Origin of the sequence: Micromonospora sp. KC207 (genome assembly GCF_004348615.1) — a bacterium.
Classification (GTDB): Bacteria; Actinomycetota; Actinomycetes; order Mycobacteriales; family Micromonosporaceae; genus Micromonospora.
Genome location: NZ_SMKJ01000029.1, coordinates 21,992 through 36,174, shown reverse-complemented (window position 1 = coordinate 36,174; position 14,183 = coordinate 21,992). Strand labels below are relative to the sequence as shown.

The window sequence follows — 14,183 nt, the reverse complement described above, 5'->3', positions numbered from 1 at the left end:
GGTGGGGGCGCATCCGGGCCCGGCGCGCTCCCGCTGTGGGCGCCTATGGCCGGCGTCGGGAGCGGATCGCCGGGTGGGCGGCGGGGTGGATCGCACTTGTTACGCGCCGGCAACACGTGTGGGCCAGTTCGGGATCCACAAAGCAATATGGTGGATCCAATGCAATTCGGTTTGGCAGAGGGGGAGACGGATGACTCATCGGCCGCGTCGCGCGTGTGCAGCGCACGTCGGGTCAGCGCAGGTGGCGAACCGGAGCGTGCCGCGCCGCTGCGACGACGCGGGCCACGACCGCCTGACCGCCCGGATGTTCCGCCCGCCAGTCGACCTGACATTCACCTCGGTGGAGGAGACCCACGATGCGTGCTGAGCTGCCCGCACTTGCCCCCACCCAGGCGTTGTTCGTCGGCGGGGCCTGGTGCCCAGGCGGCGAGTTGTTCGAGGTTGTCGACCCGGCCACCGAGGAGGTGCTCACCCGAGCGGTCCAGGCCGCCCCGGCCGACATCGACGCGGCCGTGCAGGCGGCCCGGCAGAGCCTGACCGATCGGCGCTGGGTGGGGCTACCGCCGCTGGAGCGCACCCGGATCCTGCATCGGGTCGCCGACCTGATCGAGGCGGAGTTGGAGGAACTAGCGGTCCTGGAGACACGCGACAACGGCAAGCCGATCGAGCGCTCCCGCGCTGACGTTGCCACCGCCGCGCGTACCTTCCGACACTTCGCCGGTGCCCCGAGCCGCCTGCTGGGCGGCACCGTCCCGATCGGCCCCGGCGCCCATCACGTCTACACCACGCTGGAGCCGGTGGGGGTGGCCGCGCTCATCCTGCCGTGGAACTTCCCGATCATGACCGGCGCTTTCAAGATCGCTCCGGCGCTGGCCGCCGGCTGCTCGGTGGTCGTCAAGCCGGCCGAGCAGACGCCGCTGACGATGCTCCGCCTCGCTGACCTGATCACCACGGCCGGCGTTCCCGACGGTGTGCTCAACGTCCTCACCGGCGACGGCAGGGTCGGTGCCGCCCTGGCCGACCACCCGGGTGTCGACAAGGTCTCCTTCACCGGAAGCACGGCGGTAGGCCGGCTGGTCGGCCAGGCGGCTGCCCGGCGGTTCGCCCGGCTCACCCTCGAACTGGGCGGCAAAAGCGCCAACATCGTCTTCGCCGACGCCGACCTGGACGCTGCCGTCACCACCGCGATCCGCGCCTCGTTCGGACACTCCGGGCAGATGTGCACCGCGGGGAGCCGGTTGTTGGTCCAGCGTGCGGTCCTCGCCGAGTTCACCGAGCGGCTCGCCCGGGCGGCTGCGCGGGTGCCGGTCGGCGACGGGCTGTCCGGGGGGATCTCGGTGGGGCCGCTGGTCTCGGCGGAGCAGCGCGAGCGCGTCCTCGGCTACGTCGAGCTGGGGCGGGCCGAAGGGGCCGAGATGGTCGTCGGCGGCGCGACCCCGGCTGGCCGTGGCTTCTACGTGACCCCCACCGTCTTCACTGGTGTGACCAACGACATGGTCATCGCCCGAGAGGAGATCTTCGGGCCGGTCGTCGGCGTGCTCGCCTTCGACGACGAGGCCGATGCGGTGCGGATCGCCAACGACTCGGCGTACGGCCTGTCCGCCGGGATCTGGACCGCCGATCTGAGCCGGGCGCACCGCGTCGCGGCCCAGTTGGAGGTGGGGACGGTGTGGGTCAACACCTACAACGTGTTCGACCCCGCGCTCTCCTTCGGCGGTCGCAAGGAGTCGGGTCTTGGCCGCGATCTCGGCGATGAGGCGTTGCGCGGCTACCTGGAGTCCAAGGCCGTCGTGGTCAGCCTGTAGATCGTATTCATTGCAAGGGGGACAGTGCCCATGAGGCTGGCGAGCGCCCGGCGGCGTGCCGAACGGTGGGATCCATTTTCGTCTATATTGGATCCGCGATCGTGGAGTCTGGGGACCGTTCGACCGTGGACCTCTCGGTGAACGCCGACCACGCGCACGTCGACCAGCTCGGCACCTTCGTGCCGCCTGTGGATGTCGCCCGGGAACGGGCGCAGACCGTGGGTGTGCGTCACGCACACCACCTCAACTCCGCAGGTTCCGCGCTGCCGACGGTGGCGGTGGTCGACGAGGTCGTCGCCCACCTGCGGCGCGAGGAGACAGAGGGCGGCTACGAGGCCGCCGCGGCGGTTTCCGGCCGCATCGAGGAGTTGTACGCCACCGCGGCCCGCCTCATCGGCGCCCGGCCCGAGGAGATCGCGCTCGCCGACAGCGCGAGCACCGGAATGCGGGTCATCGTCGATGCGCTCCGCCTGAACGCGACGGCCCGCATCCTGGTCGCCCGTTCGACCTACGTCAGCCATGCCCTGCACCTGCTCAGCCTGGCCCACGAGACCGGCGCGAAACTCCTCGTTCTGCCCAGCGGCTCCGACGGCGCGGTCGATCTCGACCGGCTGGGGCGGATGCTGACCGGTGGCCCGCGCGACATCGTCTGTGTCGCCCAGGTGCCGACCTCGTCAGGTCTGGTCGAGCCGGTCCGCGACATCGGCGCACTGACCCGCCGCTCCGGTGCGGCGTACCTGCTCGACGCGACCCAGTCGGTCGGGCAGCTACGGATCGACGTCGACGAGATCGGCTGCGACGCCCTGGTGACGACCGGGCGCAAGTTCCTGCGCGCCCCCCGTGGCACCGGATTCGCCTACATGCGCAGCGACTTTTTCGAACGGCTCACGCCGGTCGCGCCGGACGTGCGCGGCGCGGTGTGGACGGGGACACGCCAGTGGAGCCTGTCACCGACGGCACGCCGGTTCGAGACCTGGGAGTCCTCGGTGGCCGGCCGGCTCGGCCTGGGGGTGGCGCTCACCCAACTGCTCGATCGCGGCATCAACGTCACCGAGGCGTACCTGGCGTCGACCGGCGCCCGGCTGCGCCGGGGGCTCGCCGCCATCGACGGGGTGACCGTGCGGGATCCAGCGGCCAGCCCATCGGGCATCGTCACGTTCACCGTCGACGGCCTCGGCAGCGACCTGGTCAGCCGACGGTTGGCCGTGCGCGGCGTACGTACCGTGTCGGTGCCGGCCAGCCACGGCCAGTGGGATCTCGGCCTGCGCGGCGTGCCCGCGGTGGTCCGGGCCTCGGTGCACGTCTACAACGACGACGCCGACCACGACGCGCTGCTCGGCGCCGTGGCCGAGATCGCCCGGGGGGTGAACCGGTGAGCGAGCACGCCGAGGTCGAAGTCCTCGTCGTCGGGCTCGGCATTCACGGCTCGGCCGCCGCCTACGAGCTCGCCCTGCGCGGGGTGCGCGTCGCCGCGATCGACCAGTTCGCCGAGGATCACCACCGGGGCTCGTCGCACGGGCGGACCCGGATGATCCGGCGCGCGTACCCCAATCCGGTCTGGAGTGACCTCGTCGAGCGGGCCTTCGCCGGCTGGGAGCGCTGGGAGCGGGCCAGTGGCGAGACCCTGTTGCACCGCACCGGCGGCCTCTACGCCCATCGCGGGACGTCCCAGCTCCAGGGACCCGGCTGCGAAATCGTCGAGGACACCGACCGGCTGCGGGAGCTGATGCCCTCCTTCGTCGTGCCGGACGGCCACCAGGCCGTGTTCGACCCGTCCGCCGGTGTCGTGGAGGCCGGAACCGCCCTGGGGGTCGCCCGCGCCGGCGCCCGAGCGGCCGGGGCGGAGCTGGTCTTCGGCGAACGCATGCTCCGCTGGCAGGCGAGCGGCGAGGGATGCCTGGTCGAAACCTCCGCCCGCCGGATCCGGGCCCGGTCGCTGGTGCTCGCCACCGGCGCCTGGGTCGGCCGGGCGGTACCCAGGCTCGCCGACCTCTTCGAGGTGTGGCGCATCGTCACCGTCACGCTCCGCTCCGGCCAGCCGCCCGCCCGCCCGCCGTGGCTCGGTGCCTTCTCGGTGGACCGTCCCGAGGGGTTGCTCTTCGGCATCCCCGACGCCGCCGGGAACGGCTTCAAGGCCGGCATCGATGCCGGCGAGGTCTGGGACCCCGAGCGGCCGGTCGTGCCGCCGACCGGCGGTGAGATCAGCGAACTGTGCCGCCTGATGACGCGCTACGTCCCCGGGGTGGACGCCGATCCGGAGCGGGACGTGGTCGAGGCCGCCTCCTGCCTGTACACGATGACCCGCGACCGGCGTTTCGTGCTCGGCCGGTTGCCCTGGGCGCAGCCGGTGGTGGTCGCCGCCGCGTGCTCCGGGCACGGATTCAAGTTCGGACCGGCGATCGGCGCGGCCGTCGCCGACCTGTGTCGCGGCGAGGAGCGTCGCGACCTCGACTTCGTCGGCGTCGAACGCCGGCTCGGCCAGTGATGTCCACGTCTGCACCGGCTCCGGCGCGCGCCGCCGGCAGGCCGGCGTCCGTCGCCCGCATCCCGCACCCACTGGAGAACCCATGACGATCGCAGCGCACTGGAACGACCCTCTCACCGATGCCGAGATCGCCGAGGTCGTCGCGCTGGTCGGCGACGATCCGCGGATCGGGAAGCGGCCGCGCTACTGGGGTGTCGCGGTCGAGGAGGGACTGGCCCGGGCCCTCGCCCCGGGGCAGGGCCGACCGGTGCGGTTGGTGGTGATGAACCCCGACGCCCACGCCGCCTGGGAGGTCGGCGCCTGGACCTCGGGCACCGATCGGCCGGCGTCGGTCGCCTCGTGGACGCCGGTCGACGCCGAGCGGCCGGGTGTCTCCAGCGAGGAGGCCCGGATGGTCGCGCAGGCGTGCCGGGAGGACGCCGCGTTCCAGGCGGCGCTGGCCAGGCGGGGCATCACAGACGCCTCGCTGGTCTGGATCGATCCCGAATCGATCACCGGCTTCGAGCCGGCGGACCTGCTCGGCCGTCGGCTCTCCTGGGGCACCGTCTGGCACCGGGTCAGCGAGGACGACAACGGGTACGCCCGCCCCGTCGCCGGACTCGTGCCGATCATCGACCTGGAGACCCTCGAGGTGGTCCGGATCGAGGACCACGGTGTGCTACCGATGGCATCCGAAACGGGCAACTACCGCTCCGGCACCTGGGGACCGGACCGAAAGGTCGCTCCGTTGGAGATCATCCAACCCGAGGGGCCGGGTTTCACCGTCGACGGGCACCTGGTCACCTGGCAGAACTGGTCGTTCAGGGTCGGCTTCACCCACCGCGAGGGCCTGGTGCTGCACGACGCCGTCTACCACGACGGCGGCGAGTCGCGGCCGGTGCTGCGGCGGGCGGCGGTCAGCGAGATGTACGTGCCATACCTGGACAGCGACCCGACCGCGTACCGCAAGAACTTCTTCGACTGGGGAGAGTACGGCGCCGGGCCGCTCACCGCGTCCTTGGAGCTGGGCTGCGACTGCCTGGGGGAGATCCGGTACTTCGACGCCGCGGTGCTCAACGGACACGGCGAGGCGCGGACGATCAAGAACGCGATCTGTCTGCACGAGGAGGACTTCTCCATCCTGTGGAAGCACGTCAACACTCGTACCGGTGAGGCCGACGTGCGGCGCAGCCGGCGGCTGGTGATCTCCTCTTTTGCCACCGTGGCCAACTACGACTACGGCTTCTACTGGTCCTTCTACCAGGACGGCATGATCGATCTGGAGATCAAGTTGACCGGGGTCATGTCGGTCTCCGGTATCGACGACGGGCAGACGCCCCGCTACGGCCGTCTGGTCGCCCCGAACGTGCAGGCCCCCAACCATCAGCACTACTTCGGTCTGCGGCTGGACATGGGAGTCGACGGTCCGCTCAACCGGCTCTACGAGATCCACGCCGAGGTCGAGCAGGACGACGAGCTCAACCCGTACGGCAACGCCTGTCGGATGGTGCGGACCCCGATCGTCACCGAGGCCGAGGCGGCCCGCGGCACCAACCCGGCGCGGGCGGTGCACTGGCTGGTCGAGAGCACCTCCCGGACCAACCGCTTCGGTGACCAGACCGGCTACCGGCTCACCCTGCCGCACACCACGCGGCTCTTCGCCCGGCCCGGCAGCGTCGTCGAGCGGAAGGCGCCCTTCGTCGCCAAACAGCTCTGGGCCACGCCGTACGCTCCGGCGGAGCGATTCATCGCCGGCGAGTACCCGAACCAGGCGCCGCTCGGTGCGGAGGGCATCACGGCCTGGCAGCAGGCGAACCGGTCGCTCGACGGCGTCAAACTCGTGCTCTGGCCGGTGGTCGGCGTGCACCACGATCCCCGCCCCGAGGAGTGGCCGATCATGGCGGTGCACCGGATTGGCATGCGGTTGGAGCCCGACGGCTTCTTCGACCGCAACCCGTCGCTGGACCTGCCGGCCCCGCGTCGCCACGGTGCCGGCGACGCCTGCTGCCGCTAGGTGGAACGGGACGGATCCGGTGTGACCGGCCGCCGGGCCGCGCGGTAAGGCGGATCCCGGGTTGGCCCGAACGGCGATGGCCGTGGACAACAACCGGGCGAGCGATGTCAGGAACGGCTAGAGCCGATCTCGATAATTTTGGATCCCAAAGCTATTCCACTGGATCCACATGTTTGGGTAAGGTCAGGCCAGCTGCATGCGGCGAAACGCGATTCGCGCGGGTGAAGCGCCCGGTGAGCAGGTCGGACAGGGTGTGGTCCGCCCGTTCGGCGGGCGGTGGCCACCATTGGCTCGGCACCCGTGAAACCAGCCGTTCATATGGGCGACACGGAGTCGAAGTGGCGACCCCCGACACTAGTTGGATCCAAGTCATGAAAGTTTGGATCCAAACAGGACGATGGCACGAGCATGCTCGACGTTCAAGGAGTTGCCCCATGGAAGCCTCCCCCACCATCTCCCGTCGGAACCTGTTGCGGGGTGCCAGCGTGCTCGGCATGGGTGTCGGGTTCGGTATGACCGGCCTGCTGAGCGCCTGCGGTCTCGCCGCGGACACCGAAGACACCGCGGAGCGCCGCGGCGGCACCCTGACCCTGGCCGTGGACGCCACCGGCGGCATCAACGACCCCGCCTTCTACACAGCGCTCGGCGACTGGATGGCGGTCGACTGCATCTGCCGGGGACTGACCTTCATCTCCTTCGAGAGCAACGACGTCCGGCCCGACCTCGCCGAGAGCTGGGAGATCTCCACTGACCAGCTGACCTACACGTTCAAGCTCCGCCAGGGCGTCACCTTCCACGACGGCACCACGTTCACCTCAGCGGACGTGCTGGCCAGCCTCGGCCGACAGTTCAACCCCGACGACAAGACGCTGCCCACCGGCGCCTCCCCGCCGCTCAAGAGCCTCGGCGCCAACGTCGCCAGCCTGGAGGCTGTCGACGCCAACACGGTCAAGCTGGTGCTCAAGACACCGGACCGCATGGTGCTCGCCCGGCTGTCCGACATCGGCGGCCGGATCATCTCCAAGGCGGCGCTGGACAAGTACGGCGCCGACATCGGCAAGAACCTCGTCGGCACCGGCCCCTTCAAGTTCGCCTCCGCCACCGCCGGCCAAGCCGTCACGCTGGAGGCGTTCGACAAGTTCCGCCTCGGCCGCCCGCCGATCGACCGGCTCGTGCTCCAGCAGGTGCAGGACCCCTCGACGATCGTCAGCTCGCTGCTGTCGGGCGACATCGGCGGCACCCAGTTCACCCCGTACTCCGCGCTGAGCCGGCTCAAGGGCGACAAGGCGGTGACCGTACACGACACGCCCTACAGCTTCGACGCGATCCTCATGATCGACGCCCGGCGGATTCCGGAGCTGGAGGTACGTCAGGCCATCAACCTGGCCATCGACCGGAAGGCGATCCTGGCGCAGGCGTTCTTCGGCGCCGGCGCGCTGCCCGTCGGGTACGCCGTACCGCCGTCGCAGAACGGCCACGACCCGAGCCTGGCCGACCTGAGCGCCACGGACGTCGACAAGGCCAAGCAGCTCATCCAGGCCGCCGGTGCCACCGGGCGCGAGGTGCGCCTGATGGCGGCCAGCGACAGCTGGCACCCGAAGGCCGCGCAGATCATCACCCAGAACCTGACCGACATCGGCCTGAAGGTCGTCGCCGACTCCGTCGACCCGGCCACCTACTTCGGCCGGGTGATCAACCCCGACGACAAGTACCACGACCTGATGATCTGGGAACGCAACTCGTACGTGCCCGACCCGGACAACATGATCGGCGCGCTGGCCATGCCGGCCGGCGTCTACGGTGACTTCGCGTCCGGCTTCAAGACCCTCAAGGGCGCGGACAGGTTCGCCGCGGAGCTGACCGAGGCGAAGAACCTGCCCGACGGCGCGGACCGCACCGCGAAGTACAGCGACATCCAACGCCGCTTCGCCGAGCAGTACATGGTGCTGTCGATGCTCGCGTACTCGTGCAACCCGGTCGTGAGCGGGAGCAACGTACAGGGGCTGAACGTGGCCGGGCTCGGCAGTCACCGCTGCTTCATGGAGAAGGCGAGTGTCTGAACTGGCCCTACGCCGGTGGATGCCGTCGGCCGGGCGACTGCGGGCCGGGTACCGGCGTCGCCGCGTCGCCCGGTCGTGGCTCGCCACCGTGTCCTGGGCCGTGGTGTTCGTGTTCGTCATGCTCGCCGCGTTCGGGCCGCTGCTGGTGTCGGCGGATCCGAACCGGCAGACCCCGGACGCGCTGCTCCCGCTGGGCGCGCCCAGGCACCTCCTCGGCACCGACGACCTGGGTCGCGACCTGCTGGCCCGGATGGTGTACGGCGCCCGGCCGCTCCTTCTCGTGGCCCTGCTGGCCACGGCGCTCGCCGCCGGGATCGGCGTCTCCGTCGGGCTGGTCGCCGGCTTCGCCGGCCGGTGGACCGAATGGCTGCTCATGCGGCTGATGGATCTGGCGCTGGCGTTCCCGTCGATGCTGCTGATCGTCCTGGTCGTGGTCGCCACCGCACCCGGCGTGTCCAGCCTCGTCGTGGGCATCGGCGTCTCCCTGGCCCCGGGACTGGCCCGGCTCGCCCGGGCGCTCACGGCCCGCGAGGCCCGCCGCGACTACGTCCTCGCGGCCCGGCTGGGCGGCACCTCGACCCCGCGCATCCTGGTGCAGGAGGTGCTGCCGAACATCGCGGGCCCCCTGCTCGCCCAGACGGTGATGACCCTGTCGGTGGCGGCCGGGTTCGGCGCCGGGCTGTCGTACCTGGGGCTCGGCATCCAGCCACCGACCCCCGACTGGGGTTACATGGTGCAGGCTGGCCAGGAGTTCCTCTACCTCGCCCCCCACCTGGTGTTGCTGCCCGCCGGCGCGACGCTGCTGTTCGTGGTCGCCGGAAACTTCGTCGGCGACGACCTGCGCGACGCTCTGGATCCGAGGGCGGCACGATGACGGCCGGAATGCTCCCGCCACCCCGGCGGCCGATGCGCAGCCGCCTCGGCATGCCGTGGCTGGTCCTGCGGCGGCTGCTGGCCGTACCGCCGGTGTTGTTCCTGCTGGCCACGCTGGTCTTCGTCGCGATGCGGCTGCTGCCCGGCTCGCCGGCCAGCTCGCTGGCCGCCGGCGGCGGCAGCGGTCAGGCGACGGCTGCGGAGATCCGGGAGAACACGGCGAGGATCAACGAGGCCTTCGGCCTGGACCGGTCGCTGCCACAGCAGTACCTCGGCTACCTCGACGACCTGATCCACCTCCGCCTCGGCCGCTCCTTCTACGGTGCCAACGAGATCACCGGCCTGCTCGGCAACGCGCTGCCGGCCACCATCGAGCTGACCATCGCGGCGATGCTCGTGGCGGTCCTGCTCGGGCTGGTCACCGGGCTGCTCGCCGCGCTGTTCAAGGACACCTGGGTGGACACCCTGACCCGGACGGTCGGCACGGTCAGCTTCTCCCTGCCGTGGTTCGCGCTCGGCGTACTGGCGATCGTGGTCTTCGGGGTGTGGCTGCGCTGGCTGCCGGTGATCGGCAGGATGCCCGGCCAGCTCGACTACCGCCCGCTGACCAACTTCGTGCTGCTCGACGCGATCCTGCAGGACCGCCCCGAGCTGATCGGGCCGTGGCTGCTGCACCTCATCCTGCCGGCGACCACGCTGGCGGTGTCCATGGCCGGCTTCATCACCCGCATCGTGCGGGCGTCGGTGCTGGAGATCCTCGGCGACGACTTCATCCGGACCGCCCGGATGAAGGGGCTCTCCGAAGGCACGATCGTGCGCCGGCACGTGTTGCGCAACTCGTCCCTGCCGATCGTCACGGTGCTCGGCCTCCAGTTCGGCTCGCTGCTGGGTGGCTCGGTCATCACCGAGACGGTGTTCTCCTATCCCGGGGTCGGCAACCTGCTCATCAACGGCATCCTCCAACGGGACTACCCGATCGTGCAGGGGGCCGCGCTGGCCATCGCGCTGCTCTTCACCCTCGTCAACGTCGCTGTGGACCTGCTCTATCTCGTGCTCGACCCCCGACTGAGAAAGGCCTGACCGCGATGAGCCCGAAGAACATCGTTCTGGTGCACGGCGCCGGTGGGACGGCCACCACCTGGTCGAACGTCGCGCCGCTGCTGTCCGCCGCCGGATACGACGTGACCTTGGTGACCAACCCCATGCGGTCGCTCGCCGGCGACGTGGCGCACACCGCCGCCGTGGTGCGGGAGCTGTCCGGCCCGGTGCTGCTCGTCGGGCACTCTTACGGCGGCGCCGTGATCAGCAACGTCGGTCGGGAATCCGGGGTGGTCGGGCTCGTCTACATCGCGGCGTTCGGGCCGGACGAGGGGGAGACGGTCAACCAGATCGTCGAGCGGTACCCACCGGCGGCGGTATCGAAGTACATGCGGCGGGGGCCGAACGGCGAATGGTCCTCGGAGCACACCGCCGAGTACTGGGCCGAGATCGGCTGGGACGTGCCGGTCGAGCAGCGGGTGGTCTGGGACACGGAGTCACGGCAGAGCGACAACGCCATCTTCACCGAGCCGACCGGCGTGCCGGCCTGGCGGACGCTGCCCAGCTGGTATCTGGTCGCCACCGAGGACCGCACCCTGCGACCGGAGATCCAGCGGGACATGGCAGCCCGGATGGGCGCGACGGTGGCCGAGTTGCCCGGGAGCCACTTCACGCCCCGGGCCCGGCCGGCGGAGGTCGCCGCGTTCGTCGAACGAGCCGCGAGCCGCGTGGCGGCGGCATGACCGAGCCCTTCCTCTCCATCCGTGGCCTGCGGGTCGAATTCGACGTCCCGGCCGGGCGGCTGCCGGCCGTCGGCGGCGTCGACCTCGACCTGGGCCGTGGCGAGGTGCTCGCCCTGGTCGGCGAGTCGGGGTCGGGCAAGTCCGCGCTCGCGATGAGCCTGGTCGGGCTGAACCGGGGGCCGCGCACGCACATCAGCGGCGTGGTCGAGTTCGGCGGGGTCGACCTGGTCGGCGCGTCCGAGGACCGGCTGCGCCAGGTACGGGGCCGGGACGTCGCCGTGGTGTTCCAGGACGCGCTCGCCGCGCTCAACCCGACCCAGCGGATCGGCGCCCAGGTCGCCGAGATGATCCGCACGCACCAACGGGTGTCCCGGAGGCAGGCCTGGCAGCGGGCGGTGACGTTGCTGCGCGACGTCGGCATCGCCAACCCGGAGCAGGGGGCCCGCTCGTATCCGCACCAGCTCTCCGGCGGCATGCGGCAGCGGGTGATGATCGCGATCGGGCTAGCCAACGATCCCGCCGTGCTCATCGCCGACGAACCCACCACCGCCCTGGACGTGACGATCCAGGCCCAGGTGCTGCGGCTGCTCAAGCGGCTCCAGGCCGAACACGGCACCACCATCGTGCTGATCACTCACGACATCGGGGTGGTCGCGGAGGTCGCCGACCGGATCGCGGTCATGTACGCCGGACGGATCGTCGAGCAGGGCACCCGCGACCAGGTGCTCTTCGCGCCTCAGCACCCGTACACCAACGCCCTGCTCAACTCCGTGCCCCGGGTGGACGGGCCAGCCCTGGACCGGCTGCCCGCCATCGCCGGTAGCCCGCTCACCGGCGTCGACCGGCCGCCCGGATGCGCGTTCGCGCCGCGGTGCACGTCCGTCCAGGACGCCTGCGCCTCGACCCCGCCGCTCCTGGCGCAAAGGCAGGGCGCATGCGGGCACCTGGACGCCTGCCTGCTCGGTGCCGAGCGCAAGGAGGTGCTGGCCGGATGAGTTCGGAACCGTTGCTGCGGGTCGAGGGCCTGCGGGTGGAGTTCGCCGGATCCGGCGTGCGTCGGATCCGGGCGGTCCGGGACGTCGATCTCGACGTGTACGAGGGCGAGACGCTCGGCCTGGTCGGCGAGTCCGGCTGCGGCAAGTCCACCCTAGGCAAGGCCATGCTGCGGGTCATCGAGCCGAGCGCCGGCAGCATCCGGTACGGCGGCGTGGATCTCACCCGGCTGCGCGGTGGGGCGCTGCGGCGTACCCGGGCCGACCTTCAGATGATCTTCCAGGATCCGTTCGGTTCGCTGAACCCGCGCCGCAGGGTGGCCGACATCGTCGCCGAGCCCATGATCCGCGCCCGGGGCGTCAAGCGGGCCGCCGCGCGGGCCGCCGCCGACGAGCTGCTGGACATGGTCGGGCTGGGCCGGGAGGCGGGGGAGCGGCGGCCACACGAGTTCTCCGGCGGCCAGCGCCAGCGCATCGGCATCGCCCGGGCGCTCGCGCCGACGCCGCGCTTCGTGGTCGCCGACGAAGCGGTCTCCGCGCTCGACGTGTCGATCCAGGCGCAGATCATCAACCTGCTCGCCGACCTGATCCGCGACCGCGGACTGACCATGCTGTTCGTCTCGCACGACCTCGGCGTGGTCCGGCACATCGCGGACCGGGTGGCGGTGATGTACCTGGGCCAGATCATCGAAGTCGCGGACCGGGACTCGTTCTTCGCCGCGCCGGCGCACCCCTACAGCGAGGCACTGCTCGCCTCGGTGCCCATGCTGACCCGCGAGCCGGCCCGGCAGCGGATCGTCCTGGAGGGCGAGCTGCCCGACCCGGCCGACCCACCGGCGGGGTGCGCCTATCACACCCGTTGCCGCTACGCCGTGGACCGGTGCCGGGTCGAAGCGCCGGCGCTGCGCCCGCTGGCCGCAGCACGTTCGGTGCGGTGTCACCTGCCGCTGCTCACCCCCAGGAAGGCCGACTCCCTTTGATCATCGACGCGTACAACACGACCCAGGACGTCCGGGGCCGCTCCGACTACCTCACCGGCGTCCGGCCCGGGCAGGCGCCGCCGCCGCACGTGCCGTTCGACCCGCGTCGGATCCTGGACCGGATGGACGCGGCCGCCGTCGACCTGGCGATGGTCTGCTCGCTGGCCCAGCGGATCGAGAACGACTTCATCATCGGGCTGGTCAAGGCGCACCCGGACCGGCTGTTCGGCTTCGGTCAGGTCATGCCGCAGGCCGACGACGCGCTGGACGAGATCGCCCGGATCGCGGAGGCGGGACTGGCTGGTCTCAAGCTGCATCCGAGCCTGCACGGGTACCACGTCGCCGACCATGGACTGCTCGACCCGGTGTTCGAGGCGTGTGCCCGGCACCGCTTGCCGGTGCTCGTCAACGCGCTGGACGACGCGTTCTGCGCCCCACTGGCCATCGAGGAGATCGCCCGCAACCACCCGGACGTGCCGACGATCATCGCGCACATGGGCGCGGTCTGGAACGTCCCCGAGGCGATCATCGTCGCCGAGCGACAGCCGCACGTCTACCTGGAGACCTCGGCGACGCTGATGAGTGACGTGAAGCGCGCGTACGCCCGGCTGGGCCCGGAGAAGCTGCTGATGGGCAGCGAGTGGCCGGGATCCGACTTCGACCTGGAGCGCATGAAGATCGCGAAGGCGATCCCGGACCCGGCGGACCGGGCGCTGGTCGAGGGCGGGAACATGGCGAAGATCCTCGGGCTGGCGACATGATCAGCACAGGGGTGGCCGCCGTCCCCATCCCCGCGGACATGTCCACGGCCGACGCCGAACTGCTCGGCCTCGCCCAGGACCTGCTGCGGCGGGTCTGGGTGGCCGGGCGGCACGAGGTGGCGACCGCGCTGCGCACGGCCGACGGTGGCGTCTTCACCGGTGTGCACCTGGAGGGGTCGTGCCGGCGCAGCTCGATCTGCGCCGAGGGCGTGGCGCTGGGCGCGGCCCGGGCCGGACTGGACCCGGCAGCGCCGCTGCTGGTCGACGCCGTGGTGTCCGTCCAGGTCAAGCCGGCCGACACGTTCCGGATCATCGCGCCGTGCGGGGTCTGCCGCGAACTGATCAGCGACTACAGCCCCGACGCGACGATCTGGCTGACCGGCGCGGTCGGCCCGGTGCGCATGCGCGCGCTGGACCTGCTGCCCGAGAAGACCGTACGGGCATGGTGACGAA

13 protein-coding genes are annotated in these 14,183 nt (G+C 71.1%); all 13 read left to right on the top strand.

Annotated elements, in window-relative coordinates; translation table 11 throughout:
* Positions 1 to 241: 241 nt before the first annotated feature.
* The 13 genes from E1258_RS35365 to E1258_RS06145 all read left to right on the top strand — a co-directional run bounded on the left by E1258_RS35365 (position 242) and on the right by E1258_RS06145 (position 14,179).
* Positions 242 to 367 carry a hypothetical protein gene (locus E1258_RS35365; RefSeq protein ID WP_256370962.1) on the top strand — a complete coding sequence of 42 codons (126 nt, stop codon included), beginning with the start codon at positions 242 to 244 and terminating at the stop codon, positions 365 to 367.
* Positions 357 to 1,805, top strand: coding sequence for an aldehyde dehydrogenase (locus E1258_RS06195; protein ID WP_132397627.1), 1,449 nt, complete (start codon positions 357 to 359; stop codon positions 1,803 to 1,805). The genes E1258_RS35365 and E1258_RS06195 overlap by 11 nt, the downstream gene beginning before the upstream one ends.
* A 125-nt stretch (positions 1,806 to 1,930) precedes the next feature.
* Positions 1,931 to 3,181, top strand: coding sequence for an aminotransferase class V-fold PLP-dependent enzyme (locus E1258_RS33110; protein ID WP_165949661.1), 1,251 nt, complete (start codon positions 1,931 to 1,933; stop codon positions 3,179 to 3,181).
* Complete coding sequence (locus E1258_RS33105; protein WP_165949660.1) at positions 3,178 to 4,290, top strand: FAD-dependent oxidoreductase; 1,113 nt, start codon at positions 3,178 to 3,180, stop codon at positions 4,288 to 4,290. The genes E1258_RS33110 and E1258_RS33105 overlap by 4 nt, the downstream gene beginning before the upstream one ends.
* A gap of 82 nt (positions 4,291 to 4,372) precedes the next feature.
* Positions 4,373 to 6,283 (top strand): primary-amine oxidase, encoded by a 1,911-nt coding sequence (locus E1258_RS06185; RefSeq protein WP_132397625.1) that lies wholly within the window; start codon positions 4,373 to 4,375, stop codon positions 6,281 to 6,283.
* A 434-nt stretch (positions 6,284 to 6,717) separates the two neighbouring features.
* On the top strand, positions 6,718 to 8,343 hold the full coding sequence (locus E1258_RS06180) for an ABC transporter substrate-binding protein (RefSeq protein WP_132397623.1): 1,626 nt from the start codon (positions 6,718 to 6,720) through the stop codon (positions 8,341 to 8,343).
* Positions 8,336 to 9,217: an ABC transporter permease gene (locus E1258_RS06175; protein ID WP_207919443.1), complete on the top strand. Its 882-nt coding sequence runs from the start codon at positions 8,336 to 8,338 to the stop codon at positions 9,215 to 9,217. Before E1258_RS06180 ends, E1258_RS06175 begins: the two co-directional genes overlap by 8 nt.
* Positions 9,214 to 10,296, top strand: a complete 1,083-nt coding sequence (locus E1258_RS06170) for an ABC transporter permease (RefSeq protein ID WP_207919442.1) — start codon at positions 9,214 to 9,216, stop codon at positions 10,294 to 10,296. The genes E1258_RS06175 and E1258_RS06170 overlap by 4 nt, the downstream gene beginning before the upstream one ends.
* 5 nt (positions 10,297 to 10,301) lie before the next feature.
* Positions 10,302 to 10,997 (top strand): alpha/beta fold hydrolase, encoded by a 696-nt coding sequence (locus E1258_RS06165; RefSeq protein WP_132397621.1) that lies wholly within the window; start codon positions 10,302 to 10,304, stop codon positions 10,995 to 10,997.
* On the top strand, positions 10,994 to 11,992 hold the full coding sequence (locus tag E1258_RS06160) for an ABC transporter ATP-binding protein (RefSeq protein ID WP_132397619.1): 999 nt from the start codon (positions 10,994 to 10,996) through the stop codon (positions 11,990 to 11,992). The genes E1258_RS06165 and E1258_RS06160 overlap by 4 nt, the downstream gene beginning before the upstream one ends.
* Positions 11,989 to 12,969, top strand: a complete 981-nt coding sequence (locus tag E1258_RS06155; RefSeq protein ID WP_132397617.1) for an ABC transporter ATP-binding protein — start codon at positions 11,989 to 11,991, stop codon at positions 12,967 to 12,969. Before E1258_RS06160 ends, E1258_RS06155 begins: the two co-directional genes overlap by 4 nt.
* Positions 12,966 to 13,730 carry an amidohydrolase family protein gene (locus E1258_RS06150; RefSeq protein WP_132397615.1) on the top strand — a complete coding sequence of 255 codons (765 nt, stop codon included), beginning with the start codon at positions 12,966 to 12,968 and terminating at the stop codon, positions 13,728 to 13,730. The genes E1258_RS06155 and E1258_RS06150 overlap by 4 nt, the downstream gene beginning before the upstream one ends.
* Positions 13,727 to 14,179 (top strand): cytidine deaminase, encoded by a 453-nt coding sequence (locus E1258_RS06145; protein WP_132397613.1) that lies wholly within the window; start codon positions 13,727 to 13,729, stop codon positions 14,177 to 14,179. Before E1258_RS06150 ends, E1258_RS06145 begins: the two co-directional genes overlap by 4 nt.
* The last annotated feature ends 4 nt before the right edge of the window (positions 14,180 to 14,183 follow it).